This is a genomic window from Serratia sp. NA_112.1, assembly GCF_052691715.1.
Genome location: NZ_JBQZFO010000002.1, coordinates 494,999 through 521,673, shown reverse-complemented (window position 1 = coordinate 521,673; position 26,675 = coordinate 494,999). Strand labels below are relative to the sequence as shown.

33 protein-coding genes and 1 riboswitch are annotated in these 26,675 nt (G+C 52.5%); of the genes, 12 read left to right on the top strand and 21 right to left on the bottom strand.

The annotated features are described in order from the left end of the window. Positions 1-8: 8 nt before the first annotated feature. Positions 9-1,553: a TerC family protein gene (locus ACUTQ5_RS06810; protein WP_445650620.1), complete on the bottom strand. Its 1,545-nt coding sequence runs from the start codon at positions 1,551-1,553 to the stop codon at positions 9-11. Between the two features lie 576 nt (positions 1,554-2,129). Between ACUTQ5_RS06810 and manX the strand changes: the two genes are divergently transcribed. From manX to mntP, 5 genes are all read left to right on the top strand, one after another. Next, positions 2,130-3,101 carry a PTS mannose transporter subunit IIAB gene (manX, locus tag ACUTQ5_RS06805; protein WP_445650619.1) on the top strand — a complete coding sequence of 324 codons (972 nt, stop codon included), beginning with the start codon at positions 2,130-2,132 and terminating at the stop codon, positions 3,099-3,101. 55 nt (positions 3,102-3,156) lie between these two features. After that, positions 3,157-3,957, top strand: coding sequence for a PTS mannose/fructose/sorbose transporter subunit IIC (locus ACUTQ5_RS06800; protein ID WP_445650618.1), 801 nt, complete (start codon positions 3,157-3,159; stop codon positions 3,955-3,957). Between the two features lie 15 nt (positions 3,958-3,972). Further along, a complete protein-coding gene (locus ACUTQ5_RS06795; RefSeq protein ID WP_445650617.1) occupies positions 3,973-4,815 on the top strand; it encodes a PTS mannose transporter subunit IID in 843 nt (280 codons plus the stop codon). 136 nt (positions 4,816-4,951) lie between these two features. After that, complete coding sequence (locus tag ACUTQ5_RS06790) at positions 4,952-5,410, top strand: DUF986 family protein (protein WP_445650616.1); 459 nt, start codon at positions 4,952-4,954, stop codon at positions 5,408-5,410. Positions 5,411-5,630: 220 nt separating this feature from the next. After that, positions 5,631-5,815, top strand: a riboswitch (yybP-ykoY riboswitch). A gap of 11 nt (positions 5,816-5,826) precedes the next feature. Next, complete coding sequence (mntP, locus tag ACUTQ5_RS06785) at positions 5,827-6,396, top strand: manganese efflux pump MntP (protein WP_445650615.1); 570 nt, start codon at positions 5,827-5,829, stop codon at positions 6,394-6,396. Positions 6,397-6,623: 227 nt separating this feature from the next. Here the strand turns inward: mntP and rlmA are convergent, their stop codons facing one another. Further along, positions 6,624-7,445, bottom strand: a complete 822-nt coding sequence (gene rlmA / locus ACUTQ5_RS06780) for a 23S rRNA (guanine(745)-N(1))-methyltransferase (protein ID WP_445650614.1) — start codon at positions 7,443-7,445, stop codon at positions 6,624-6,626. Positions 7,446-7,589: 144 nt separating this feature from the next. Between rlmA and pgeF the strand changes: the two genes are divergently transcribed. Beyond that, the gene (gene pgeF, locus ACUTQ5_RS06775; protein WP_445650613.1) at positions 7,590-8,306 is read left to right on the top strand and encodes a peptidoglycan editing factor PgeF; all 717 of its coding nucleotides are present in this window, start codon (positions 7,590-7,592) and stop codon (positions 8,304-8,306) included. A gap of 52 nt (positions 8,307-8,358) precedes the next feature. On the opposite strand, the gene cspE is transcribed toward pgeF, so the two are convergent. The 3 genes from cspE to ACUTQ5_RS06760 form a co-directional block, all read right to left on the bottom strand. Beyond that, on the bottom strand, positions 8,359-8,568 hold the full coding sequence (cspE, locus tag ACUTQ5_RS06770) for a transcription antiterminator/RNA stability regulator CspE (protein WP_002221949.1): 210 nt from the start codon (positions 8,566-8,568) through the stop codon (positions 8,359-8,361). 41 nt (positions 8,569-8,609) lie between these two features. Then, the gene (locus ACUTQ5_RS06765; RefSeq protein ID WP_071593021.1) at positions 8,610-8,726 is read right to left on the bottom strand and encodes a DUF2627 domain-containing protein; all 117 of its coding nucleotides are present in this window, start codon (positions 8,724-8,726) and stop codon (positions 8,610-8,612) included. An 877-nt stretch (positions 8,727-9,603) separates the two neighbouring features. After that, positions 9,604-10,602 carry an MBL fold metallo-hydrolase gene (locus ACUTQ5_RS06760; protein WP_445650612.1) on the bottom strand — a complete coding sequence of 333 codons (999 nt, stop codon included), beginning with the start codon at positions 10,600-10,602 and terminating at the stop codon, positions 9,604-9,606. A 378-nt stretch (positions 10,603-10,980) separates the two neighbouring features. On the opposite strand from ACUTQ5_RS06760, the gene ACUTQ5_RS06755 reads away from it, so the two are divergent. Continuing rightward, positions 10,981-11,271, top strand: a complete 291-nt coding sequence (locus tag ACUTQ5_RS06755; protein ID WP_445650611.1) for a hypothetical protein — start codon at positions 10,981-10,983, stop codon at positions 11,269-11,271. 40 nt (positions 11,272-11,311) lie between these two features. On the opposite strand, the gene ACUTQ5_RS06750 is transcribed toward ACUTQ5_RS06755, so the two are convergent. The 5 genes from ACUTQ5_RS06750 to mgrB form a co-directional block, all read right to left on the bottom strand. Further along, the gene (locus ACUTQ5_RS06750) at positions 11,312-12,679 is read right to left on the bottom strand and encodes an amino acid permease (RefSeq protein ID WP_426505003.1); all 1,368 of its coding nucleotides are present in this window, start codon (positions 12,677-12,679) and stop codon (positions 11,312-11,314) included. A 176-nt stretch (positions 12,680-12,855) separates the two neighbouring features. Continuing rightward, positions 12,856-13,092: a DUF4060 family protein gene (locus ACUTQ5_RS06745; protein WP_012145549.1), complete on the bottom strand. Its 237-nt coding sequence runs from the start codon at positions 13,090-13,092 to the stop codon at positions 12,856-12,858. Between the two features lie 67 nt (positions 13,093-13,159). Further along, positions 13,160-13,474: a phage protein NinX family protein gene (locus ACUTQ5_RS06740; RefSeq protein ID WP_445650610.1), complete on the bottom strand. Its 315-nt coding sequence runs from the start codon at positions 13,472-13,474 to the stop codon at positions 13,160-13,162. Positions 13,475-13,618: 144 nt separating this feature from the next. Next, on the bottom strand, positions 13,619-13,891 hold the full coding sequence (locus ACUTQ5_RS06735; RefSeq protein ID WP_445650609.1) for a YebO family protein: 273 nt from the start codon (positions 13,889-13,891) through the stop codon (positions 13,619-13,621). Positions 13,892-13,990: 99 nt separating this feature from the next. Continuing rightward, positions 13,991-14,134 (bottom strand): PhoP/PhoQ regulator MgrB, encoded by a 144-nt coding sequence (mgrB, locus tag ACUTQ5_RS06730; protein WP_112362318.1) that lies wholly within the window; start codon positions 14,132-14,134, stop codon positions 13,991-13,993. A 177-nt stretch (positions 14,135-14,311) separates the two neighbouring features. On the opposite strand from mgrB, the gene ACUTQ5_RS06725 reads away from it, so the two are divergent. Next, positions 14,312-14,545 (top strand): YobH family protein, encoded by a 234-nt coding sequence (locus ACUTQ5_RS06725; RefSeq protein WP_445650608.1) that lies wholly within the window; start codon positions 14,312-14,314, stop codon positions 14,543-14,545. A 39-nt stretch (positions 14,546-14,584) separates the two neighbouring features. Here ACUTQ5_RS06725 and ACUTQ5_RS06720 read toward each other — a convergent pair whose 3' ends face one another. Beyond that, positions 14,585-14,824 (bottom strand): DUF2766 family protein, encoded by a 240-nt coding sequence (locus tag ACUTQ5_RS06720; RefSeq protein ID WP_153860058.1) that lies wholly within the window; start codon positions 14,822-14,824, stop codon positions 14,585-14,587. A 201-nt stretch (positions 14,825-15,025) separates the two neighbouring features. On the opposite strand from ACUTQ5_RS06720, the gene ACUTQ5_RS06715 reads away from it, so the two are divergent. Beyond that, on the top strand, positions 15,026-15,238 hold the full coding sequence (locus ACUTQ5_RS06715) for a YccJ family protein (protein ID WP_012145555.1): 213 nt from the start codon (positions 15,026-15,028) through the stop codon (positions 15,236-15,238). Positions 15,239-15,695: 457 nt separating this feature from the next. Continuing rightward, entirely contained in the window at positions 15,696-16,082 is a 387-nt protein-coding gene (locus ACUTQ5_RS06710; protein ID WP_445650607.1) for a helix-turn-helix domain-containing protein, read from the top strand. A 29-nt stretch (positions 16,083-16,111) separates the two neighbouring features. On the opposite strand, the gene ACUTQ5_RS06705 is transcribed toward ACUTQ5_RS06710, so the two are convergent. The 5 genes from ACUTQ5_RS06705 to lysM all read right to left on the bottom strand — a co-directional run bounded on the left by ACUTQ5_RS06705 (position 16,112) and on the right by lysM (position 18,991). Continuing rightward, the gene (locus ACUTQ5_RS06705) at positions 16,112-16,465 is read right to left on the bottom strand and encodes a DUF1304 domain-containing protein (protein WP_445650606.1); all 354 of its coding nucleotides are present in this window, start codon (positions 16,463-16,465) and stop codon (positions 16,112-16,114) included. 427 nt (positions 16,466-16,892) lie between these two features. Further along, positions 16,893-17,834 (bottom strand): pirin family protein, encoded by a 942-nt coding sequence (locus tag ACUTQ5_RS06700; RefSeq protein WP_445650605.1) that lies wholly within the window; start codon positions 17,832-17,834, stop codon positions 16,893-16,895. Positions 17,835-17,930: 96 nt separating this feature from the next. After that, positions 17,931-18,095, bottom strand: a complete 165-nt coding sequence (locus ACUTQ5_RS06695; protein WP_017893125.1) for a hypothetical protein — start codon at positions 18,093-18,095, stop codon at positions 17,931-17,933. A 23-nt stretch (positions 18,096-18,118) separates the two neighbouring features. Beyond that, positions 18,119-18,259, bottom strand: coding sequence for a hypothetical protein (locus ACUTQ5_RS06690; RefSeq protein WP_445650604.1), 141 nt, complete (start codon positions 18,257-18,259; stop codon positions 18,119-18,121). Positions 18,260-18,544: 285 nt separating this feature from the next. Beyond that, positions 18,545-18,991, bottom strand: coding sequence for a peptidoglycan-binding protein LysM (gene lysM, locus ACUTQ5_RS06685; RefSeq protein WP_135316927.1), 447 nt, complete (start codon positions 18,989-18,991; stop codon positions 18,545-18,547). Positions 18,992-19,217: 226 nt separating this feature from the next. On the opposite strand from lysM, the gene ACUTQ5_RS06680 reads away from it, so the two are divergent. Both ACUTQ5_RS06680 and ACUTQ5_RS06675 read left to right on the top strand, forming a co-directional pair. Further along, a complete protein-coding gene (locus ACUTQ5_RS06680; protein WP_012145560.1) occupies positions 19,218-19,409 on the top strand; it encodes a YdfD/YebW family protein in 192 nt (63 codons plus the stop codon). Between the two features lie 130 nt (positions 19,410-19,539). Then, positions 19,540-19,764 carry a biofilm development regulator YmgB/AriR family protein gene (locus tag ACUTQ5_RS06675; RefSeq protein WP_426505012.1) on the top strand — a complete coding sequence of 75 codons (225 nt, stop codon included), beginning with the start codon at positions 19,540-19,542 and terminating at the stop codon, positions 19,762-19,764. A gap of 250 nt (positions 19,765-20,014) precedes the next feature. On the opposite strand, the gene ompC is transcribed toward ACUTQ5_RS06675, so the two are convergent. The 5 genes from ompC to astA all read right to left on the bottom strand — a co-directional run bounded on the left by ompC (position 20,015) and on the right by astA (position 26,672). Then, positions 20,015-21,097 carry a porin OmpC gene (gene ompC / locus ACUTQ5_RS06670; RefSeq protein WP_445650603.1) on the bottom strand — a complete coding sequence of 361 codons (1,083 nt, stop codon included), beginning with the start codon at positions 21,095-21,097 and terminating at the stop codon, positions 20,015-20,017. Positions 21,098-21,746: 649 nt separating this feature from the next. Beyond that, the gene (astE, locus tag ACUTQ5_RS06665; RefSeq protein ID WP_445650602.1) at positions 21,747-22,730 is read right to left on the bottom strand and encodes a succinylglutamate desuccinylase; all 984 of its coding nucleotides are present in this window, start codon (positions 22,728-22,730) and stop codon (positions 21,747-21,749) included. Between the two features lie 11 nt (positions 22,731-22,741). After that, positions 22,742-24,082, bottom strand: coding sequence for an N-succinylarginine dihydrolase (gene astB, locus ACUTQ5_RS06660; protein ID WP_261122212.1), 1,341 nt, complete (start codon positions 24,080-24,082; stop codon positions 22,742-22,744). An 83-nt stretch (positions 24,083-24,165) separates the two neighbouring features. After that, positions 24,166-25,638, bottom strand: coding sequence for a succinylglutamate-semialdehyde dehydrogenase (gene astD, locus ACUTQ5_RS06655; protein WP_445650601.1), 1,473 nt, complete (start codon positions 25,636-25,638; stop codon positions 24,166-24,168). Then, entirely contained in the window at positions 25,638-26,672 is a 1,035-nt protein-coding gene (gene astA / locus ACUTQ5_RS06650; RefSeq protein ID WP_445650600.1) for an arginine N-succinyltransferase, read from the bottom strand. Before astA ends, astD begins: the two co-directional genes overlap by 1 nt. Between the last annotated feature and the right edge of the window lie 3 nt (positions 26,673-26,675).

The window sequence follows — 26,675 nt, the reverse complement described above, 5'->3', positions numbered from 1 at the left end:
CCCGTAGGTTACTGATGCTCCTCGTCGTGAGGTTCAACTTTGGTAATACGCACCAGTTCAATGCGGTACTCGGACAGGGCAACGACTTCGAAACGCAGGTGGTTAAGCTCCACCGTTTCGCCCACAGCCGGCATTTGGCCGTAGTGGGACAGCAGGAGGCCCGCCAAAGTGGCGAAGTCCGCCGTCGGACTGACCAGATCGTCGCAGTTCAGCGCCTGCTCCAGTGAGTGCAGATCGGCGCCGCCCTTCACCAGCCAACTGGCGTCTTCCACCACGATATCCGGCGTTTCATCCTCGTCCGGGAATTCACCGGCAATGGCTTCCAGCACGTCCAGTGGCGTGACCAGCCCCTGCACAACACCAAATTCATTGGTGACCACCACCAGGCGTCCCTTGGCACGGCGCAATACCGCCAGCAGGTTAATCACGTCCATGGTGTCCGGCACCACAATCGGTGGCGTACGCGCAGCAAACTCGGCGATATCTTCGCCCCGCTCGACTGCCACCAGCAGATCCTTGGCACGCACCACGCCGATAATGTCATCCAGCGAGTCGCGGCACACCGGGAACAGGCTATGCGGCGTATCCAGCAGTTGTTCACGCACCTCTTCACGGGAACGATCGCAATCCACCCATGAAATATCGGTACGTGGCGTCATCACGCTACGCAGTGAACGCGAGGCCAGTGTCAACACGCCACTGATCATATAACGTTCTTCCTCGGCGAAGGTTTCATTCACCGGTAACGGTGCCGCTTCGTCCATTTGCTGCGCGCGCTGCTGCCCCATCAGGCGCATGATCGCCTCTGCGGTGCGTTCACGCATCGGGCGATGAGCCTGATGTTTGATAAAGTTACGGCGGGCAATTTGGTTAAACAGCTCGATCAAAATCGAGAAACCAATCGCGGCATACAGGTAACCTTTAGGAATATGCAAACCAAAGCCTTCGGCGATCAGGCTAAGGCCGATCATCAACAGGAAGCTCAGGCACAGCACCACAATAGTAGGATGCGCATTAACGAAGTTGGTCAGCGGTTTGGAAGCCACCAGCATCACTACCATGGCTATGACAACGGCGGTCATCATGACCGGCAGGTCGTTCACCATGCCCACCGCGGTAATTACCGCGTCGAGTGAGAACACGGCGTCAAGGATCACAATCTGTACCACCACCGCCCAGAATTTGGCATAGCCTCGGTTGGCACCATCCTGATGCGTTTGCCCTTCCAGCCGTTCGTGCAGCTCCATGGTGGCTTTGAACAACAGGAACACACCGCCGAACAGCAGGATCAAGTCACGGCCGGAGAAGCTGAACTCCCCAACGCTAAACAGCGGCGTGGTCAGCGTCACCATCCAGGAAATCACCGACAACAGGCCCAAACGCATAAACAGCGCCAGCGACAGACCGAGTATGCGTGCTTTATCACGCTGCTTCGGCGGCAGTTTATCGGCCAGAATGGCGATAAACACCAGGTTGTCGATACCCAGTACGATTTCCAATACCACCAGTGTCAGTAACCCAGCCCAAATTGAGGGGTCCATTAAAAATTCCATATCAGACTCCGAAAAAAAGACAGGATGGCCGAGCGGTGCTCAGGCGTGACGATGCCGACGCAGCAAAGGCGCGGACAGAAATAGCAAGATATCGGGATTGCAGTACCGGGGAGTGGCCGAGCGGCCGTATGATTTGTACTACGCCAGCAGGTGGCGGGTGGAACCTTGAAAAACAGTAACTTCGGTGACAGTCCATAGGGTGGGCTGAGGCCCTTCACTCCTGAATATGAAAGAAGAAATACTCTAGCAGGAATTTTTGGGCCGGCAAAGAAGCTTTTTTACCTTCTGCACCGTCTTGTAACAGCTCTGTTGTTTAATTCCGCAAACACCGGGCTAGGAGTAATCCTAGCGATCAATAGCAGAGCAATGTCACAAAATTTATTTTTTCACTCACTAAAATAAATGGCGCTGACGTGGACTCACGCACACAGGCTTTTGAAACTGCGCGAGAAATGTTAACGGCGGGTTTCCAAATTTCTACCATAATTTATCTGATACCACGGAAGTGACCGCCAGCAATAAAATGAACTGAACCTACACACCATCCGTGCATGAAGTTCAATGAGGAGGTAGCGAGTGGCAATAGCTATTATCATCGGCACACACGGGACCGCAGCAGAACAATTGCTGAAGACTACGGAAATGCTATTAGGCGAACAGGATAACGTCGCTTTTATAGATTTCGTCCCCGGTGAAAATGCCGAAACGTTAATCGAGAAATACAAGGGTAAAATCAGCGGACTAGACACCAGTGGTGGCGTCCTGTTCCTGGTGGATACCTGGGGCGGCAGCCCGTTCAACGCGGCCAGCCGCATCGCCGTCGATAAAGAAAACTATGAGGTCGTCACCGGGGTTAACATTCCGATGCTGGTTGAAACCTTCATGGCACGAGACGATAACCCTGGCTTTGACGAACTGGTCGCGCTGGCGTTGGAAACCGGCCGTGAAGGCGTGAAAGCGCTGAAAAAACCGGCCGAAGAGAGTGTTAAGCCCGCGGCACCACAAAGTACTCCCACCGCAAAACCCACCGCCCCTCAGGTGCCGCTGGGTCCCAATGATCATATGAAAATCGGTCTGGCCCGTATCGATGACCGTCTGATCCACGGTCAGGTCGCGACCCGCTGGACCAAGGAAACCAACGTTAGCCGCATCATCGTGATCAGTGACGAAGTCGCCGCCGACCACGTTCGCAAAACCTTGCTGACTCAGGTTGCCCCTCCGGGCGTCACCGCACACGTGGTCGACGTGGCGAAAGCCATCCGGGTATGGAACAACCCGAAATATGCCAGCGATCGCGTGATGCTGCTGTTCACCAACCCGACCGATGTCTGGCGTTTGGTGGAAGCCGGCGTGGATATCAAGTCGGTGAATATCGGCGGTATGGCGTTCCGCCAGGGTAAAACCCAGGTGAACAATGCCGTCTCGGTTGACGAAAAAGATATCGAAGCGTTTAAGAAATTAAACGAGCGCGGTATTGAATTGGAAGTTCGTAAAGTCTCGTCCGACAGTCGGTTAAAAATGATGGACCTGATTAACAAACTCAATTAATGGCGACAGCCAATAATTATTTTACTCAGAGATCTTTGGTCATAGGAGAAGTGCAATGGAGATTACCACTCTTCAGATTGTACTGATATTTATCGTTGCCTGTATCGCCGGGATGGGTTCCGTTCTCGACGAGTTTCAGTTCCACCGTCCGCTGGTCGCCTGTACCCTGATCGGTTTAATTCTCGGTGACATGAAAACCGGTATCATCATCGGCGGTACGCTGGAGATGATCGCCCTGGGCTGGATGAACATCGGTGCGGCGGTAGCGCCAGATGCGGCATTAGCGTCAATCATTTCCACCATTCTGGTTATTGCCGGCGGACAAAGCGTCGGTGCCGGTATCGCCCTGGCCATTCCGCTGGCGGCGGCCGGGCAAGTGCTGACCATCATCGTACGTACCCTGACCGTGGCTTTCCAGCACGCGGCAGACAGCGCGGCGGAGCGAGGCAGTTTGCGGGCCATTACCTGGCTGCATATCTCTGCCCTGCTGCTGCAGGCGATGCGTATTGCCATCCCGGCGGTTATTGTCGCTATCTCGGTGGGCACCTCTGGCGTTCACGCGCTGCTTAACTCGATCCCGGAAGTCGTCACCAGCGGCCTGAACATCGCCGGCGGGATGATCGTGGTGGTAGGTTACGCCATGGTAATCAACATGATGCGTGCCGGCTACCTGATGCCATTCTTCTACCTCGGCTTCGTTACTGCCGCCTTCACCAACTTTAACCTGGTCGCCCTCGGCGTGATCGGCGTGGTGATGGCCGTGCTGTATATCCAGCTCAGCCCGAAATACAACAAGTCTCAGGTAGTCCAGGCTGGCCCGGCAAATGCCAACGACCTCGATAACGAACTCGACTAGGAATAGGTGAGAGAAATGGTTGATACAACAGCTCAAAAGAAACTCACGCCGGCCGATATTCGCGGTGTGTTTATGCGCTCGAATCTGTTCCAGGGTTCATGGAACTTCGAACGTATGCAGGCGCTGGGTTTTTGCTTCTCAATGGTGCCGGTGATCCGTCGCCTGTATCCGGAAAATAACGACGAGCGCAAGCAGGCGATCAAGCGCCATCTGGAGTTCTTTAACACCCACCCTTACGTGGCGGCGCCGGTGCTTGGCGTTACCATGGCGATGGAAGAACAACGCGCTAACGGCGCGCCTATCGACGATGCGGCCATCAACGGTATCAAAGTCGGTTTGATGGGGCCTTTGGCCGGTGTCGGCGACCCAATTTTCTGGGGTACCGTACGTCCGGTATTTGCCGCACTCGGGGCTGGTATTGCCATGAGTGGCAGCCTGCTGGGCCCGATTTTATTCTTCGTCCTGTTCAACCTGGTACGCCTGTTGACCCGCTATTACGGCGTGGCCTACGGTTATCGCAAAGGGGTGGATATCGTTAATGATATGGGCGGCGGATTCCTGCAAAAACTGACGGAAGGAGCGTCCATTCTTGGCCTGTTTGTTATGGGGGCTTTGGTCAACAAGTGGACGCACGTGAATATCCCGCTGGTGGTGTCGAAGATCACCGACCAGACCGGTCATACCACGGTGACTACGGTGCAAACCATCCTCGATCAGTTGATGCCGGGCCTGGTGCCGCTGCTGCTGACCTTCGGCTGTATGTGGTTGTTGCGCAGGAAAGTGAATGCGTTGTTGATCATCATCGGCTTCTTCGTCATCGGTATCTTCGGCTATTGGGTAGGTCTGCTGGGTCTGTAAGCGTTTTAACCGCCGGGGGCCCCCTTACTGCCGGTCAGTTAAGGCGATATTGTCCCTCTCCCCCCAGGAGAGGGAAACGCTCGCTTAAGACTGGCATCAGGGAAACCCCCGGTTTTTTTATTTGTGGAGTTGAAAGATGTCGCTGACCGATGGCGTATTACTGATTTTCACCGTGCTGATGCTGCTGTATGCGATTTACGACGAGTTCGGCATGAACCTGCTGAAGGGCAAAACCTTGCTCAAGGTGCAGTTGAAGCGCCGGAATCGGATTGATTGCCTGATTTTTGTCGGCCTGCTCGCCATTTTGCTCTACCGAAATGTCGCTACCCAAGGTGCGGTATTAACCACCTGGCTGCTTATTTCTTTAGCACTGTTCGCAATTTATATTTCTTATATCCGCTGGCCCAAGATGTTGTTTAAAGCGCAAGGTTTCTTTTATGCCAATGCCTTTATTGATTATAACCGGATTAAGGCCATGAATTTATCCGAGGATGGCATTCTGGTGATAGATCTTGAGCAGCGTCGATTATTGATTCAGGTCACTCAATTAGACGACCTTGAAAAAATTTACCACTTTTTTGTTGAAAATCAGTGAGTAATGAAAAAATCAGCCCCAACCTCTGATAGCCCTGCGCTGCATGCGGATAAATAATCATCAGCACACATGGCTACCTGATGGTTATTCACGCAATATTGTTGCACTCGCCTACATTATATTCCTTCTTATACAATTCATTAATGAAAGCTATTATCAATTTAAAAAAAATACCCATGGGGAATAAGAGTTGTTGGTAACGGAATTAATATGCTATGGTTGCGCCGTCATTGGGGAGTAGCCGGTTTCTGGGCAATAAAACACCAGAAACGCCCGTATCAACATACTCGTTTTATACATTAAAACGTGGTACGGGCAGCCAGGTCAGGTTGGCGAGACCATAGACACGTAACTCCGTCGTATGGTTGGGGGGTGGGTTACGTGTATATGGAGCCGCCCGGCCGAGGTTATTCAACATGAACTTGTCAGCTACACTCATTCTCGCTTTTGGCATGTCTATGGATGCATTCGCCGCATCGATTGGCAAAGGTGCCAGCCTGCATCAACCCCGTTTTCGCGAAGCGCTACGCACCGGACTTATCTTCGGCGTGGTAGAAGCCATTACGCCGATTATCGGTTGGGGCATCGGCCTGTTCGCCAGCCAATACATTATGGAATGGGATCACTGGGTCGCCTTCTCGCTGCTGTTTATTCTCGGTATGCGCATGATTGTCGAAGGCATCAGGAACCGGCCTGACGAAGTGGAAAAAGTGAAGCGTCACGGCTTCTGGCTATTAGTCGCCACCGCCATCGCTACCAGCCTCGACGCCATGGCTATCGGTGTCGGCCTGGCCTTCCTGCAGGTGAATATTGTCCATACCGCCATGGCCATTGGCTGCGCTACCATGATTATGGCCACTCTGGGGATGATGATTGGCCGCTTTATCGGGCCGTTGCTCGGCAAGCGCGCGGAGATCCTCGGCGGCGTGGTGTTAATCGGTATCGGCTTCAATATCCTGCTGGAGCATTTGGGCTATCTGGCCTGATAGCGCTGAACCCAAAGAAAAACCTGCCAATGGCAGGTTTCAGACTGATGACAAACCTCATTCCTGCCCAGAGCGAGTAGAGGCCGATAAATAAAAATAAGGAAAATCAATTTATTGATTTTCGGCTGCTCACCACAAAGCAGGAAAAACCACGCTTTTTCCTGCTTTGTCAGCAACCTAAAACCTGCCAATGGCAGGTTTTTTTGTTTGTGACCCGCCACTCAGTATTAATCAGGCTGGCGGCGATACAGCGCTATGACAAAATCGGTTTCACAGGAAAAAGTTTCGCAACCGCTCAGGTACTGCTGAACCCCAGGCGAAGCGCGCCAGGCGAAAGGTGTCATCTGCAGCAGGTTGGCCGCCTGCTCGCCCGGCAGCGTCATCGGGTACGCCAATGACTCAACCCGTTCGCAGTCAAAACCGGCAAACTGCTCATCCTGTTCGACATGCAGTTGCACCTGCTGATACACCTGCTCTTTCAATTGATACAGGTGACGTGGGCCAGGCGACACCGTTACCACCACCCCACCGGGTTTTACTACCCGAGCCAGTTCTTCAGCTTTGCAAGGAGCGTAAATACGCAGTATGGCGTCCAGAGCAGCATCCGCAAACGGCAGTCGATGGCTCGACGCCACGCAAAATGAGACGGCCGGGTAACGCTTGGCCGCATAGCGGATCGCCACCTTGGCGACGTCCAGGCCGTAAACGGTGATATTACGCTGCTGCGTCATCCGGGCGGCCACTTCCGCCGTGTAATAGCCTTCGCCACAGCCGATATCCAGTAACGCCCGTGCATCGCTCGCCAACGCCTGAGCCAACAGCTCTGCCACCCGCTGCTGCAAGGGTTGATAGAAACCCGCATCAAGGAACGCACGTCGCGCCTGCATCATTTCCACGCTGTCTCCCGGCTGCTTTGAGCGCTTATGCTGTACCGGCATCAGGTTGACATAGCCTTCTTTGGCGCAGTCAAACTGATGGTTAGCGTCGCAACGCCATTGCAGATGAGAAAAGTGAAGCGGCTGATGACACAGAGGGCACTGATAAGACATGGCTTGGATTCCAGAGAGATACGGCGCGGCTAGTCTAAAGAAGCCTTCTGTACGATGCAAGGCAGATGCCGCAAGCCCCTAGTCAGCGAGGAAAAAAACTGGCTACACTGACGTTAACTTTTCTGACGCAGGTAAAGACGTGATATGACCGATTTTTCCCCACTGCTCAACGCCATCCCAGCCATTCAGCACGGTTTCGGCAACAAAAGTGCACTGCTGCCCGGCCATCTGTTGGCCTACCAATCCACCCTACCGGAAAAAAAACAGGTGCATGGCACACGTATTGTTGACGTGACGCAGGCGACGCAACAGTGCGGTGAAGCCGATGGCTTTTATACCACTGAGCCCGGCATTCTGCTGAGTGTGTTAACGGCAGACTGCCTGCCGGTGATTTTCAGCCGCAACGACGGCTCTGCGATTGCTGCCGTCCATGCCGGTTGGCGTGGCCTGCTGGATGGCATACTGGAGCAATTGGCATTACGTATCAGCCGTGATGACTCAACGGCTAACTGGGTGGCTTCCATCGGCCCTGCCGCCGGCCCCTGCTGTTACGAGGTCAACGAAGAGCTGGTCACCCGCTTCAAGCAACAGCTGCCACTGCCCGCGGCCTTAATCAGCCCTCGCTATCGCCACCTGGACCTGGCCGCCATCGCCGAATCCAAACTGTGTGAACTGGGGTTTGCCGCCGTTGACCATGCCGGAAGCTGCACCATCTGCACCCCCAATACGAACCCGCAGCAGCCACAGCGTTTTAAATACACCAGCTATCGTCGCAACAGTCACCGACGCGAGCAAGATCCCTCGCATCCAGGCATTACCGGTCGGAATCAGTACGCAGGGATTATCATTACCGGCAGATAACAAAAACGAAAAAACCCGCACCAAGGCGGGTTTTTTGTACAGCTGACGCTGATTAGATTGCAGTAACGTTTACTGCAGATGGGCCTTTCTGGCCATCTTGGATTTCGAACTCAACGTTCTGGCCTTCAGCCAGGGTTTTGAAGCCGTTACCCTGGATTGCAGAGAAGTGTACGAACACGTCTTTGCTGCCGTCAGCTGGAGTGATGAAACCGAAACCTTTAGATTCGTTGAACCACTTAACTTGACCTTTGATCTTTGCCATCTTGAGTATTTCCTTTGGATTGTTTAAACCGCCCGGAGGCGTTACATAGACAAACTAGAGTCGTTACTGCTTGAGGCACTAAGATAAGGATCGGCAGAGAAGCGGTATTCAACGCTAACGTTTTTACTCAGAACTTCTTTACTGAAAATGCCACACATATACAGAACTGTACCTCGTTTTACCCAGATGCGTTATCACATACTCTGTATTCGATGGCAAGCCATTTTTAATCACTGGTGGAGCTGTCGCACATATTTGAAACGGTCGAGAGCAACATAAGCTTAAATAGGCTAAAAGATGTTGAAGCCTTAGCTATTTTCTGCTTAACAGTGTCACCCCGCTACACTCCGCACCCAGACTGAATTTTAACAATTCTTTCATCCAATTGAACAATGTATGTGGCAACATATAACCCCTGACGAACGCTTAGAACGTTAAAAATTTTGAATCTTTATGAAATTTCTTATAAAACTTTTGAATATCGATGAACGGGTACATTTGATATCGGATGATCCGACCATTGAGTCACCATCCGGACGGCCCAACGCTGGAACCGCCTCACATCTGTGACCTCACCCGCCTGTGACAACGAAATAATACTGAAGATCATTATTGCCCTCAGTGAGGGTGCGCACAATTTGTGCAGCGGAGATCTCGCGACAAAAATCAAATAACGTGCCACTTTAGGGTGCATAAGCATGCAAAATCAGAATTTACGCACTATTGCCGTGCAGTGGCCGAGAAATACATCACTGTTTACAGGGGTTAAATAACGGCAATAATCTTGAGCATAGCGGGAATCTATAGCTGAATTAAATCTTAAAATCGGTACAGGTATTTACGTCATCAATAACAATGCCATGCGGACGTATTTATTTTATCTTTTTCTACGCGTTGTCTCTATTCATGCCAACAGGCTGGATCAGACCCGAGATAAGCAAGGCCCTACACTAGCCAATGGCTACAACCCGCATCAGGACTGGCCTGCAGACGGTGGCGACAACCGCCCCCGCCATACAGGGCCAGAAATAACGCTTAAGAGTTAGCTTCAAGCGCAATGTGCTCACCAATTTTGATGGGTCGGAACCGGTGCTGCTCTATTCCCGCTGCACTCAGAGCCAGATTTAATTGCTGCGGCGGTTCATCCAATGACTCATCGGCCAACTCAAAAACGCCCCAATGGATCGGAATGACCCGCGGCGCATTTAATTGTTGATACAGCGTCACCGACTGCTGCGGATCCATATGCTGTTCCTGCATGAACCAACGTGGTGCGTAGGCGCCAATCGGTAATGCCGCCACGTCAAACGGCCCTAAACGAGCTCCAATATCGGCCAGGCGATCCGAATAGCCGCTGTCTCCGGAAAAATAGAAACGCAGCGCTGGGTGATGGATCACCCAGCCGCACCAGAGGGAACGATTGCGGTCCCACAGGGTGCGCATACTCCAGTGACGAGCCGGTGTGCAATGGAAAGTCAAATCGCCCAATTGCAAGCTATCCCACCAGTCCAACTCTTCTACCCGCTGCAGCCGGTAACGTCGGAACCAGTTTTTCAGCCCCAGGGGCACAATAAAGGTCGCGTGCGGAAAACGCCGAGCCAACTGCCGCACGGTGCGCCGATCGAGATGGTCATAGTGATTGTGGGAGATTAAAACCACGTCCACTGCCGGCAACTGTTGCACCGTCAACGGCGGCGGTGTTTTGCGCTTCGGGCCATAAAAACTCAGCGGCGATGCACGTTCAGACAATACCGGGTCGATCAGGATATATCGGCCATCCAGGCGCAGCAGCATTGAGGCGTGCCCCAGCCACCAAATGCTGTTTTCACCGCCGCCAAGGTCGGCACGCTGCCACCAGCGCTGGGTAAACTGCTGATAGCCCATTTGCGGAGGTTTGGGCAACCCCTGCTTTTTACGCTCGTTCTGCCAGCGTTTCAAATCCCCATCCTGACGCTGCGAAGGCTCCGGGTTACGAAACCCCTGCGGGGTATGGTGCGTTTTGCCGGCATCATAGTAACGATTGGTTATCTTCAAATTGCTCTCCCGACCACTGCGGACACCCAACACGGGCAGGTGGATAACATAACAAGATACTCGAGCAGCGTGCTTTGTGAACCGTGCTCACCTTAGGCTGTTTCCCTTAATTGTACGTGAGTACCGCTGGCGGTCATTTGAGCGCGCCCCAAAAACCCGGACTCCGCGTTGTCGGGCTTGAGCGTAGGCCCGGTCTTGATTACAGACTTTTGGGTCTGCGACGGCACCACATCCAATTAAGGGACACAGCCTTGAGTGACCTTTTCGGCTATTGTGTTGTCACAGTCCTTGTGAGAATGCCAGGGCCGACTAGAGCCTGTTAAGCATCTCTTAAGATCCTTGTGATTTACTTATAGGACATTCAGAAAAGGAGAAGTTATGAGCCGTTCTACATCACGCAAGTCAGGTGTTCGACTGGGCCGTATCCGCAGCGCGATGCTGGCACAGATGCAGTATTGGAAAATGTATGCCGCAATGAAACTGCGCCGGGTACGCGTACCGGTACCGCTGGTGCTATTGTTTGGTGCGCTGGTGAGTTTCTTCATGCTGAGCGTACTGATGCTAAGCGTGGTGGCTATCGATGTCATCACCACCCTGTTCCTGCTGTGCAGGAAGCTGTTGGGATTGGGTCGCGCCACCCCAGGCAATGCCTTTATGCCACGCAGCTAATGAATGGAACGGAGGCGCCAGATAGCGCCTCCGTTAAAAATTACCGCCGTACTTTAGCGCCTTTGCGGCGCGTCAGCAGAAAACCAACCCACAACAGCAAGATCCACACCGGCATCAGTAATACCGATATACGGATCCCCTCGCTGAAATACATAATCACCAGAATCAGGCTCAGGAACACCAGGCACAAATAGTTGCCGAAGGGATACCACAAGGCCTTGAAGACCGGGATCACGCCCTGGCGGTTCTTCGCCGCGCGGAATCGCAGGTGTGCCAGACAAATCATAACCCAGTTAATCACCAGGGTGGACACCACCAACGCCATCAGCAACTCAAACGCCTTACCGGGCATGACATAGTTGATCAGTACACCGACCGAAGTCACCAGCGCCGACAGCGCGATCGACAATACCGGAACGCCACGCTTATTCACCCGGGTCAATGCCTTGGGAGCATTCCCCTGTGTCGCCAGGCCGAACAGCATCCGGCTATTGGCATAGACCCCGCTATTGTACACCGACAGCGCTGCAGTCAGCACCACCACGTTAAGCAGGGTCGCCACCAGGTTGCTGTTCAGCGCATGGAATATCATCACGAACGGGCTGCCGCCTTCCACCACTTTGTGCCAAGGATAGAGTGAAAGCAGCACCGTCAACGAACCGATATAAAAAATCAGGATACGGTATACCACCTGGTTGGTGGCTTTAGGAATACTGCGACGCGGATCGGCCGCTTCGGCGGCGGTAATACCCACCATCTCCAGCCCACCGAAGGAAAACATGATCACCGCCATCGCCATCACCAACCCTTCGATGCCGTGCGGCATAAAACCGCCCTGCTCCCACAGGTTGCTGATACTGGCTTGCGGACCGCCGTTGCCGCTGGCCAATAGCCAGGCACCGAAAACAATCATGCCGACAATGGCTACCACTTTGATAATGGCAAACCAAAACTCGGTTTCGCCGTACAGCCGCACATTAACCAGGTTGATCAGATTTATCAGGACAAAGAATACTGCGGCGGAAACCCAGGTAGGGATGTCCGGCCACCAATATTGAATATAGATGCCAACTGCGGTCAGTTCGGCCATGCCGACCAAAATGAACATCGCCCAGTAGTTCCAGCCGGAAAGAAAACCGGCAAAATCACCCCAGTATTTATAGGCAAAGTGGCTGAACGAACCCGCAACCGGCTCTTCAACCACCATCTCACCCAATTGCCGCATGATCAGAAAAGCGATAAAGCCGCCGATGGCATAGCCCAGCAGCACCGAAGGGCCAGCCATTTTTATGGTCTGTGCAATGCCGAGAAACAGGCCGGTGCCAATGGCGCCACCCAGGGCGATAAGTTGTATATGTCTGTTTTTTAAACCGCGTTTTAGCGGGGTATCCTGCTGCTGACCGCCCATATTATCCTCATATGGCGTGGGATCCTGCCGCTTTTGCACAAGATTTCGCCAATCAATAAATGTATCTGCGGGCGGCTTTTTAACACTTAACCCCGTGAGCATCAAGGAATAGCGCCCCGGCAAAGATGGCCAGGGCGATATTTTAGACTGGAAATAACCCTATAGAGAGGAGGCCTTTAGCCGGACAGGCCGCACAACTTGGTCAGATTGCGCGCGCCAATCATCAGCGTTGCGACGTAGGATTGACGGCGCGTGACCACTTCGACCGCCACGCGATCGTTTTGATATTTTATCAGATAGGTTGACGGCCAGCCCTGTCGGCGCTGACCAAAGCTTTCGGCATGACGATCGATTGCCGCATGGGCAACCACCAGATGTGACAAGTTTTTATCACCTTTAATAATGCGCTTCATAAACAGGCTCCGCCAGAGACAAGTTCTGTTGTCATAAAAAGGGAAAGTCATCAGTAATTCTGGTGTTTCAACGTACCATTTCGTTAGTTTGCTGGCTCAACAGGAAACAGATCATTGCCGCGCGCAGTGGGCTGCTGCAGTCCGCCTGCCACTCGCCACACTGGGTGCTCATGCGTGCCTGCCACTGCGAGCTATCGCTTTGGGTATCGGCATTCAGACTGATTTTATTGGCACAGATAATCGGCCAGGCATCGGAGGGGTTCTTACAATAATCTTTACCTTTCACGCCGCCGTAAGGATACCACTTGTCCGGATTTTCTCCGGTGATCAGCGCAATGCTGCGGTTCACTTCGGCGTCGCTTTCTTCATACCATTTAATCATCGGCTTTATCCATCTTTCGTAGAGTTGGCGCTACATTACGACGTCAAGACGACAGATTTATGACAATGGGATGGCTTTTCATATTATCTATACTAATGTTTTCAGCACAACGCGGGTGGCAAGGCCACCCGGTAGGAAGTTTGCTTAACGCTCGGGGATAAAACCTTTGAAATCCAGCGCCGGGCTGAGATCGTCATCGTCCGTCACACTATCACCGCGCGCGCTTTGCGCCAGGCTTTTCAATAATGCGGTTTGTTGACGCTGCTGCTCGGCAATTTCCTGCAGCAGGCGGATCTGCTCATTGGCTCGCACACTGGCGCGATTCACCAGGAACCAGATCCATAATCCCACCAGCACTGCCAACACGGCGACAACCAGCGACACCAGGCTATTCGGACCAAAACCTAAATCGTACATGGACAACCCTATCTACTGCTAAAAACAGGCGGACATCTTAGCACTCCGGACGCCAGCTCGAACATCCCGATAGAAAATTGTCACGCACCGCTACGCAACTCACCAGGGAACGAAACGGGTGACGGAGCAAACTCCCAACGCAAATGTCCCCCCCGCATCGCAATAACTATCCAGCGCCAACAGATAAAAGAACAGGCAGGCAGCAAGGAAGGCAATTATCACGAGGATTTTTTTCCGCAACAAATTTAGCAATCTCACTGTTATCTTGATAATTTGTTCCGAATGTATCACAGCCAACCTAAACGAACTTTAACCTGTCGTTTAGAAGCCAGCGCCAGAACCACTTTTCAGATTGTTACCATTGCGGCCCGTTCTGCCGCGTGGCTATATCGCAATGAAGATAAATAACAAGGAGTCACAATGGGTAAGCTGATTAAATGGGCGGTTCTGCTGGCGGTAGTTTATGGCGCGTTTTTGTTCTCGGGATATGGCGTATTGGTCGGCAGCAATAAAAACGTCGGGGGGTTGGGATTGCAGTGTAAGTACATGACGGCACGTAACATGGTGATAGCTCAGTATCTGCATGGTGACAACGGCCTGATTGGCGTTGCCGACTGTCCGCTGTTCAAGAAAATCGAAACGGTGGTGGATTAATCACCACCGCTCAAACCGTCGCTCAGCGGCGGTTCCCCATCAGTTGCGGGTAAACTTCATTTCAATCAGCGCGATCGCTTTTTCAATCGCCCGCCGGGTCACGGGATCGGCACCGGCTGGGTGAGTGGTAAAATCGATGCTTTTCAACTGGCTGGCCATCTTGTCCCGCACCTCGGTGGGTGCAATTACATCGATAACATCCAGGATCTGTTTGATCACCAATTGGCAGGCTACCAGATCGGAAGCCAATTCCTGATCGTTGCTCAGCATGTCGGACATAATACCTTTCCTTCTTGATTCAGACGCCGCACACAATAGCATGCCGACTGGCGCTTTGCTGCCCCCTGGCCGTTTGCCGCTGAATTTTCAACGTTATTACGCATTGGCCGTCAAAACACCCGGTTGAATTGACCTATACTTGGGGCTTGAGCGGCGCGCATTTAGGCGTATCCCTCAGCCACACCCCAACAGGAGAAAGTTATGGCAAACCACAATGTGAAATCCTGGGCTACCGTGCGTGAGACCTCGGTTGAGATCGCCGAGGCTATTTTTGAACTGGCAAAAAATGACGAGGTTTTGGCACAAAAAATCTGGGAAGAAGGTAGCGACGAAGCGTTGCAAATGGCGTTTGCCAAAACCAGCGCCGACCAGTTGTACTGGGGCGAAGAAACCGTGGAGCGGAAAAACGTCTGATCGGCAAACGCTCACCAATAAAAAGCCCGGGTCATTGATTGCCCAGGCTTTTTCGGTAGTCTGTCAAACCCCTTTTGGGGCCATATTCTGCTCTGACTTCACGGCTCTTCACCTCCCATACCTTCCGCATTATTCATTCTCATCACCGGTGTCACCATAAAAGCGGCTACACCTACAATTACAACCAGAGTAATAATCACTGTCATTAACATGCGATCACCCCATCAACGCTGAATTGTCACGGCTGATTCTGCTTAGGCTGTTATTTTTTGCGACCTGACCCACTTCGGTAGCAGTGGCAGCGGGCAATCCCAGATTAGCCGTTTTTCGTTTCGAATGACAAGCCACCTGACGATGGTTTTTCCGAATAATTTCCCCCTGATGTCGGCGGCTTTTTTGTCCAGGGCGGCAAGTTGTGTATACTTCAGCGCTATGTAGATCTCACACAGACGCACTGATGATACAAGAACACCACCTCTCATTAGTCTGCGCCCTCAGTAAATGGGTCGAAACTCACCTTGGAAGAGTGATCCATCTCGAAGAGCTGGCCAAGTATTCCGGCTACTCTCTGTGGCACATGCAGAAGTTGTTCAAAGAAGCGACCGGGATTTCGCTGGGCAAGTACATCCGTGAACGCAGGCTGGCCGGCGCGGTATACCAGTTGCGAAGCAGTGACGCCTCTATTTTCGACATCGCCCTCGATTTCGGTTTCGGCTCACAGTCACACTTCACTTATATGTTCAGAAAGCGCTTCGATATTACGCCTTATGATTTTCGTCAGGATTTAAGCGTGGATCTGCATATCACCCCACCGCTGCACGTCATTCATCAAAAAACTGCCTGACCGACTTTCCCGCCGCCGCTAACGGCGGGTTAATGCGTCCACAGTACTGCCACCAGGCCAATCAAAGCGGGTAATGCCTGTACCCTTAGAATTTTACGACTGGCCGTCAGCCCGCCAAATATGCCCGCTACCAGCACGCAGCCGAGGAAAAATAGCTGTATTGCAGGTTCGTCTCGCCAGACGCCCCATGCCAGTCCTGCCGCCAGAAAGCCGTTATACAGCCCCTGATTGGCCGCCAACACCCGCGTTGCCGCGGCAAACTCGGCGGTAGTGGCGAACACTCGTCTGCCGGTGGGCTTCTGCCAAAGGAACATTTCCAGGATCAGGATATACAGATGAATCGCGGCGATTAGCAGCACTATTATATTAGAAATAATTATCATTTTATTTTACAGGGTTAATCAGGTATCAGGTTTAACAAGTATAACCACACTCTGAATATTTCGAATATACAGACATAAAAAAACCCGCCTGGGCGGGTTTATTGCATAATCATTCAGAGTTAGTTAAGAACAACAACCAGCATCGCTGCGATCGAGATCCAAAAAGCCGCCGTTGCAATAACAACATGGGATAATCTTGCACGATAGAGTACTTGGCTCATAATGACCTCACAGGCTTCTGACTAGCGGTGGACAACATCACTTCTTGAGATTTATCTTAATCCACTGCTCCGACCTTTTATTTGCGCCAGATCACTATTTACCAGATAAACTATATTTACACCCAAACATGTAATTTCGATCACATTAATTTAACGTTAATAGAGCGAAATGAATAAAGCCATTAGTTTGTTATAGCCTGACGATATCAAACATCGCTCCAGGGCAGGCGGGGCGCGGCCATACGCGGACCACAATAGCCAACAACATCGGGAAAACGCCTATTCCCCTGCTCCCAGTCATGCTGCGCACGGGCAATCTCCTGCTTGTTGTGCCCAACAAAATTCCACCAAATGAGAATCTCTTCGCTTAATGGAACTCCGCCGATTAATAATCCCCGACTTCCTTTCTTGGCATGTAACCCGATACGGTTAAGATTCTTACCTAAATAGGCAAACTCATTGGGTGAAAAATTTTCATCATTAAGCTCAAATGCACCAATAAGGGGCAAAAAGCCTATTTCAAAATCTTCCCGCAGGGGCAACTGCAAATAACTATCGGCCTGCCATTCCAGGTCAATGGCTATTAATGGTGAAAAAGCAATCACCGGGGAGTGATATTGTTCAAACTCCCCCACCAACAAAGTCTGTTTGACCCCATCACCTACCCAACATGGCAAATCAGGATAATGATCAAAACGCGGTGCCATATCGGCATGTTCGGCAGGCAAGGCGATCCATAACTGCGCGGCATGCAAACGCCGCTGTTCTCCCGTTGATTGCTCGGTATGCGTGATACCCTGCCCTGCGGTCATCAGATTGACCTGCCCGGGCCGTATAATCTGCTCGCTGCCCAAGCTGTCACGGTGCAGCACTTCCCCTTCAATCATCCAGGTAAAGGTCTGCAGACCAATATGCGGGTGCGGGCCAACATCCATCCCCTGCGAAGAGCCGCTGAAAACCGAGGGACCGGCATGGTCGAGAAAGCACCAAGCTCCCACGGTGCGCCGTTCACGGGTAGGCAAGGCACGATTAATCCCTATGCCGCCGACTTCGGCGTTGCGTACGGCAATACGCTGGATCTGACGGACGCCGTCAACCACGGGACAATCGCGGGAAGATGAAGAATGAGTTGGGCGGGAATTGCTCATGATAAAACGCTCCAGAACGTCACACAGGTGAGTGAACAGCTAGAAGCCAGCTTAGCATGAGCCGGCATCCAGAACGCAATCTGTGAGGCCCCGGCGCTAGGACGACTTGATATAGCAGCCCTTGATATCGACTTCATCGCGAGCATGCTTCAAATCGGAGAAGTAAGTCACACCAAAGAGTATTGATACTACTAACAACACGGAAACCAGCAGGCCGATAACGGCCAACAGCTTGGTTTCATCGTGGAGATTGTGCTCCATTTTATCCCCTGTATTGAAAGACGTCATGTCAGCCACAGCGTGACTGACAACGTAAAGATGATCAGGGAGCAGGACGCTATCGCCAGCACAATGACAGCAAATTGCGCATCTCCCAAAGTTTCACGGTAGTTTTTATCTTGTGAGGGATTACGTTGTTGTTTCACAGAATCTATCTTAACTCATCACGCGTTAACGTTTTTGTGAGGGGTGATTGATAAACGCCCGCTATTGCGGGTTTTTCAGATTCCGCGCCAATACCGCTCAGACCTCAAGAGTGGCAAGACGCTATCAATTTTCCTGCCGAGGGTCAACATTGGCCCAGAACTGAGATAGCGTAGAACCTATAACATTCGAAATTCTTATTACCAGAATAAAATAATTAACCTAACTTATACCAAATGAAATAAAAAAGCCCGACCAAAGATCGGGCTGGTAATCATTCTCCGGCGTTACTGCGGAATACGCAGAACCTGCCCTGGATAGATTTTGTCCGGGCTGGACAACATTGGCTTGTTCGCTTCGAAAATCTTGTTGTACAGATTGGCGTTGCCATACACTTCTTTCGAAACTGCGCTCAGGGTGTCGCCCTTTTTCACGGTATAGAAGCGGCTTTCTGCCGCAGCCTGTTCAACCGACACCTTGTCTTCCACACCGCTGATACCGGCCACATTACCTACGGCCACCAAGATCTTCTCTTTAAGCTCCTGGCTGACTGCGTCCCCAGTCACCACCGCTTTACCGTCAACCACCTGCACATCAACCTTGTCGATACCCGGCAAGCCGGTTTTATTGAGGTGATCCTTCAGCTTGGCGCTTTGATCTTCGGCAGTGGCATTGCCGGTCACTGTGTCCCACAGTTTTTCGCCCGCTTCTTTGACGAAGTTAAACAAACCCATATTCACTCCTTTCGATGGTTACAATGTTGCATTGACTTAAGGCTAGTTAAGCTTAGCACTGCAAGAAGGATATTCCATGGGCCCTGAGGTATTAAGCGGTTAGAGTAATCCGAAAGTGTCCTCTTTGGTTGCCGATCTGTCCGGTTGCAGCGAACCCAGGATGAAACAATCACCGACTTTACCTACAATAGGGTTATGGAAGGATCGGTGAAGGACTTGAGACGCGATGTACGCCTTGGTGATGTTTGTCTGTTATCTGGATGGTGGCTGCGCCGATATCGTGGTTGACGTTCTGCGCGATGAACGCCAGTGCCTGATCAGCATGAAAGAACAGAACCTGCGCCATGCCGGTTGTTTTCCGTTTGAAGATTTTATCGATGGTTTTTGGCTGCCTGCCAACGAATATGCCCCGATGTAAGATCTCGGACAACTTTTCCGCTATTTTCCTTTGAGGAATTTCTGAATTCACCGGAAAAGTGCCATACCGGCGATGCTTTATAGCACCAGTTTGCTAAATTGCTTCACCCGAACGATATGGAGACGGCGTCATGCCCGGATCTACCCCCTCAAACGAACATTATGAAGCCCTGTTACGCGACGTCAGCCTGGTCGTGGGCGGTGCGGTGATCCAGCTGATCAATCTCAATAAAAAAATTTCCGGCAATACTATTTTGGCCCATTTGGTTAACGAGATTGAGCATGAGACCAATCAAGAGCGCTTTGCCACATTACGCTCGGCAATTGAAGTGATGGGACAAGCACCCAAAGGATAATCGCTCAATAATAGAAAAGGCAGAGCTCACGCTCTGCCTCAGACTGATGACAAACCTCATTCCTGCCCAGAGCGAGTAGAAGCCGATAAATAAAAATCAGGAAAATCAATTCATTGATTTTCGGCTGCTCACCACAAAGCAGGAAAAACCACGCTTTTTCCTGCTTTGTCAGCAACTTAAAGGCAGAGCTCACGCTCTGCCTGTTTACCTTTTGATTCCCGACACAGGAAGAAGGTAATAGTCTTGAAACTTAGAAGCGATAGGTCAGGTTCACTGCCACGATATCGTCAGTGCTCAGTTTCAGCTTGTTATCGTCGTTCAACTGGTTGATTTTGTAGTCAACGTAGGTGTACATGTTTTTGTTGAAGTAGTAAGTCGCACCCACTTCCACGTATTTCACCAGATCGACATCACCAATCCCTTCGATATCCTTGCCTTTGGATTGCACGTAGGCCAGAGAAGGACGCAGACCGTTCTCAAATTGGTACTGAGCCACCATTTCGAAGTTCTGCGTTTTGTTGGCGAAGCCAGACACGCCGTTGCCGCTGATTGGCGTCATGTTGCGTGTTTCAGCATACATGGCAGCCAGATAAACCTGGTTGGCATCATATTTAACGGCCGTGGTCCAGGCTGTAGCGCTGTCACCTTTGCCGTAAGCCAGTTCTTTTTGCGCACTGGTGCGGTTGGAGTCAGAGAACGCTGCCGCCACGCCAATGCCAGAACCGCCGATGTCCTGATAATCCAGGGACATGCCGTAACCGTCGCCGTTCTGTTTGATCACGTCACGGCCGTCACCGTCGTTTTTACCCTGGTACTGCAACGCCAGGTTCAAGCCTTCTACCAGACCGAAGAAATCACGGTTACGGTAGGTTGCCAGACCATTGGAACGTGCGGTCATAAAGTTATCGGTGTAGCTGTAAGTATCCCCGCCGAATTCCGGCAGCATGTCGGTGTAAGCTTCTGCGTCGTACACTACGCCGTAGTTGCGGCCGTAATCGAATGAACCGTAGTCAGCAAACTTCAGACCGGCAAAACCCAGACGGGTTTTGGTGCCCGAAGTACCCTGCGCTTCGTCGTGGTTGGCCTGAACGTTGTATTCCCACTGACCGTAACCGGTCAGTTGATCATTGATTTGCGTTTCGCCTTTAAAACCCAAACGGACATAAGTCTTGTCGCCGTCTTCGGATTTATCATCGCTGAAAACATGCTTGGCCGATACACGACCATAGAGGTCGAGTTTATTGCCATCTTTATTATAAATTTCAGCCGCGTTGGCAAAGGAGGTGATTGCCCCGAGGGCAATAGCTAAGGCTAATACACTGCGTTTCATCATTTATTTTCCTAGATATTATAATTTTAATTTCTGCCCATCACGCCCAATTTATGATTTGGGCTGTGAACTTTATCATTTAGCGTTTTATGAGCGCCCCTAATAAAGGAGCCATGTGACATTAGCATCATGAATCCCAACTTCAAATAAAAAAGTTCATAAAACACCGTGGATAAAGCATGTTTATTTGTAAATAAATATTACAATTAAGTATAAATTAACCCATTGATTACCATTGAAATTTACCACATAAATTATAACCAACTTGTTGAGTTGCACTAGTTTGGTGCAATTTGGTTTCTTTTTGCATACTTTCCATGCGATTCATAAATACCATGAAAGTTAGCATGGTTATGAATAACGTTACTTATTTCACATTTTTATCTGAGTAAAGTCATTGAGCTGATTTAGGGCCGCCCCCCGATTTTAAGACGAGCTTTTACCGATTCGAATAATTAATTCGATTCAAATCACCAAAAATGCCCACATGAGAAGGAAAAAGATAAAAAGCAAAAAAGAAATCGCAGAATATAAATCAGAGGGAAAATAAGAGGAATGAGCAGCATTATATACCGAGGTTATTTAAGGTTGCAGCCAACATCGCTACAACCTAAAACATTAAAAGAATAAACCCGCCTGACAAAACGTTCGTTCAATACAGCGTGCTGCGCGGTGCCTCAACCAGCACCATACCGGCACGCAACCCAAGCGCAACCCCAGGGTTAGGAAACAATATCCACTCGCTGGCATGCTGAACCCGGTACTCTTCGCCCGGTTGCTCACACAGCAGCGTTCCCCGCTTCAGCTCGGTAAAGTTGGCAGTATCATCACTGAGATGCAGCCTGAAGTCTTCACTACGCTTGATCAGCGAACGCTCTACGCGGAATAGCCGCAAAGCATCCCCCGCTCGTTGCGGCAAAGGCTCATCACTCACCGCCGTCTGCAAAGCACGGTTAATGGCGGCAAACTGCTGCAGATCGTTCACGCCGAACGGCCGCGCCTTGCCCAGCTCCAGCGTGCAGCTGGCGGCGCTGGCATGTTCGCTGGTGAAATGGCTGAAGGTACCACCCGGTGCACTGTGGAGCACCAATGCATCCAGATCGGCGGCGTCCAGCAAGGCCAGCATCTCTACACTATAAGGCCGCGTCTGGAACGGCAGAATGCCAAAGCGCGGCAGGCGCGAATCACGGATGGCCGTATGCAAATCATAATGGAAACGTGCAGCGCTCTCATCGGCGAAAAACGCCGTGATAACCTGCTCCAGCTGCTGTGCCCGCGCGGTTTCACCGCTATGGTCAAAATCGCGATAGCGGCCGCCAAACATCCGGTTCATATCACTGTGCAGATAACGCTTTCCGGCGCGCATCGCCGCCGGGTTACCCAGCACCACCAGCAGGCGAACCGCCAGGGAGCGATCGCCGTTGAGCAGGTCTTTGACCAACTGATTCAACAACTCAATCGGGGCGGTTTCATTACCGTGGATACCTGCAGAAAGCACTACCGCCTGGCGGTAACCCTGCTTAGGAGTGATTTCCAGCAGGCCTTCCGTTAGCCAACGCCAGTGCAAATGCGCATTTTCGCCCTGTTGCTCAGCGGGAACCTGCCCCGCCAGCGTCAGGGCCAACAAATCAAACATGGTGGCTCCGTCTATTGTTGGAAAGGATAAACCGAACCCAGCCCGAGGATGGTGGTCAGGGAATCCAGCGCTTCACGCCCTTCACGCAGCAGTTGCGGATCGGCAAGGTCATTTTGCGTCAGGCGATCGCGGTAATAGCGATCGACCCATTCATTGAGCGTGACGAACAGACTATCGTTCATCATTACGCGCGGATTAACCGCCCGCAGCTCCTGCTCATTGAGCGCCACACGCAGCCGCAAACAGGCAGGCCCACCGCCGTTGCGCATGCTCTCACGCAGATCGAATACCTTGATTTCATCAATAGGCCCGCCGCTGGCCGCCATCTCGCTCAGGTAACTCCAGACGCCGCTGTGCTGGCGCGACTCTTCAGGTACCACGATCATCATCTTGCCGTTGGGCTTGGTCAGGATCTGGCTGTTAAACAGGTAGGTTGCCACCGCATCCGCCACGGAAACCCGCGTCGTCGGCACCTCAATCGCTACCAGTTCGCTGTCCAGCGTCGCCATCTTGCGGCGCACTTCATCCAGCGCCTGTTGCTGCCGATAAAAAGCCTGCTGATGATGGAACAGCACGTTCTGGTTGCTAACGGCAATCACGTCGTTATGGAACACGCCCTGATCGATCACCTCCGGATTCTGCTGCACAAACACCGTATGCTGCTCGTCCAACTGGTGCAGACGGGCAATCGCCTCCCCGGCTTCACGCGTCTGACGCGCCGGATAACGCGTTGGTGCAATTTCGCCACCAAACTCCTGACGGCCGTAAACAAACATCTGCACGCTGCGTTTAGCGTAGTCGCCACCCAACCGGTTGTGGTTAGCCGCCCCTTCGTCACCAAACAGCGCCACCTGCGGCAAAGCCTCATGGTGGGCGAAATGGCGGGGGTCGTTAAACATCGCTCGCAGTACGCCAGAGGTGGTTTCAGCCTCTATCGCGCGATGGAATTTATTGTTCAGATTGGCGGCTGTGAAATGCACCTTGCCATCAGCACTGTCCGCGGAAGGCGATACCGTGGCCGCATTGGCGGTCCACATGCAGGAAGCGGAACTGAGCGCGGACAGCAGGCGTGGGGATTGCTGCATCGCCTGCGCCAACACGCTTTCATCGCTGCCGCCAAAGCCCAGTTTACGTAACATTGGCACATGCGGGCGTTCCTGCGGCGGTAAAACCCCCTGCTGGAAACCGAGATCGGCCAACGCCTTCATCTTCAGCAAGCCTTGCTTGGCCGCCAGCTTCGGGTTCGACACGCTATTTTGGTGCTGGGTCGAAGCCTCATTACCAAACGACAATCCGGCGTAGTGATGCGTCAGGCCCACCAGACCATCAAAATTGACTTCATATCCTGACATGCTGTTCTCCTGATATTGCAGGGGCGCTGCATGCTGCGCCCCTGCAGAAACAACGCTGTGCCTTGAAAAGCGGCGGGTAAAACTTAATTAAATGACAGCCCCGGCGACAGGCTGGTCGGCAACGTCAAACTTTCGCTTTCCAGCGACGCCATTGGCCAAGCGCAATAATCCGCTGCGTAGTAGGCGCTTGGTCGATGGTTGCCGGAAGCCCCCACGCCGCCGAACGGTGCCGCACTGGAAGCACCGGTTAACGGTTTGTTCCAGTTGACGATACCGGCGCGCGCTTCCAGCAGTAGGTGATCAAAGCGCTCACGCTGCGGCGATACCAGACCGACCGACAGTCCATAACGCGTCTGGTTGGCGATACGCACGGCTTCATCAAAGTCGTTATAGCGAATGATGGTTGTCAGTGGGCCAAAGTACTCTTCGTCCGGCACGTCACGCACGCCGGTCACGTCAATAATGCCGGGGCTGAGCAATGCGCTGCCGCTTTCCAGGCGCTGCATGGTCAGCAAGGCTTTGCCGCCCAGTGACAGCAGGTGATGTTGTGCCGCCAGCATTTTTTCTGCCGCCGCTGAAGAGATCACCCCGCCCATAAACGGCTGAGGTTCAGCGTCCCAACGCCCAATACGCAACGCACTCGCCACCTGCACCAAACGCTCGATAAAGGCATCGCCCTCATTACCGCGTTTCACCAGAATGCGGCGTGAACAGGTGCAGCGCTGACCGGCGGAAATAAACGCCGACTGGATCGCCAGGTTGACCGCCGCATCGCAGTCTTCAATCTGGTCAACAATCAGCGCGTTGTTGCCACCCATTTCCAATGCCAGGATTTTTTCAGGCTGCCCCGCCAACTGACGATGCAGGTGATAACCAGTGCCGGCGCTGCCGGTAAACAGCAGACCGTCGATATCGCTGCTGGCGGCCAGTGCTTCGCCGGTTTCACGTCCGCCCTGCACCATATTGAGCACCCCGGCAGGCAAACCGGCCTGCTGCCACAGCTTCAGGGTTTCCTCGGCGGTCTGGGGGGTCAGTTCACTCGGCTTGAATACCACCGTGTTGCCCGCCAACAAGGCCGGCACAATGTGCCCATTGGGTAGATGGCCGGGGAAGTTATAAGGCCCAAACACCGCCAGCACGCCGTGTGGCCGGTGGCGCAGCACCGAAGCACCGTCCGCCATCGCGGTCTGGCTAACGCCGGTACGCGCCTGATAAGCCTGCAGGGAAATCGCCACTTTGCCGATCATCGCCTGGACTTCGGTCAGCGTTTCCCAGCGCGGTTTGCTGGTTTCACGGCTGATGGTGGCCGCCAAATGCGACTTGTGCTCTTCCAACAGCGCGGCAAAACGTTTCACCCGTTGTTCGCGTTGTTCAAACGGAGTGCGCGCCCAGGCAGGGAACGCCGCACGAGCCGCTTCGCAAGCGGCGGCTACATCGCTGCCGTCGGCGGCCTTAGCCTGCCACAGCGGCTGATTGTCGACCGGATCGGTTTTGCTGAACTCAGCGCCACGGCCCTGCTGCCAGGCGCCATTAATAAACAGTGCAGGATGTGACATTACGCTTTCTCCTGTGCAATAAGGGGGATAACCCGCACCGGGCTGCCTTGCTCAACGCCCAGCGCCGCAGCGGTGGCCGCATTGAGGTGCAGACGGTCGTCATACAATTCGGCATTGACCAACAGTGCGCGGTAATTTTGATAATGATCGTTAGCCACCAGATGAACCGGCACATCGGCGCGCATCGGCGTTTCATCCAGCACCACTTTCACCAGGCGGCTTTGCTTGACCGCGCGGATATGGTCGATTTCCGCTTCCAGCGTCGGGCCACCGTCGAAGATATCGACATAGCCCTGATAACGCAGGCCTTCCGACTCCAGTACCCGGCGTGCCGGTACCGTTTGCGGGTGCACTTCACCAATCACTTTTTGCGCGTCTTCGGCCAGGAAATCGACATACAGCGGGTGCTTTGGCATCAGTTCGGCAATAAACGCCTTCTGACCGGTGCCGCTCAGGTAGTCCGCCTTGGCGAACTCGATGGAAAAGAAATGATTGCCAACGCTCTCCCAGAATGGGGAACGGCCCTCTTCATCGGAGAAGCCACGCATTTCGGCAATCAGGCGCTCAGAGAAACGTTCACGGAAAGCGGCAATAAACAGAAAACGCACCTTTGACAGCAGCTTGCCGTTTTCGCCGTGACGGTAGTCCGGATCGAGGAACAGCGTGCACAGTTCGGAATGGCCGGTGTGATCGTTGCTGAGGAACAGCGTCGGAACCGATTTATACACATTCAACTGCTTGGAGGCATGCACCTGAGTGCCAACGCGGAAGCTATACCAGGGTTCGGTCAGGCCAACCGCCACTTCAATGGCGCAGACCCCGACCGCCTGTTGACGCTCCGTGTCTTCCAGCACAAACAGATAACACTGCTCACCACGCGGAAGTTCGCCTTGCCAGGTTTTTAACGCCCGCTCAATGCGTGCCAGCAAGGTATCTTCGTCTTGCGGCAGTGAAGTGAGACCGATGCCGGACTTACCGGCGAGCGTCAGTAAATCAGCCAAATCGCGACGCTCTATAGGGCGAATAATCATCATAAT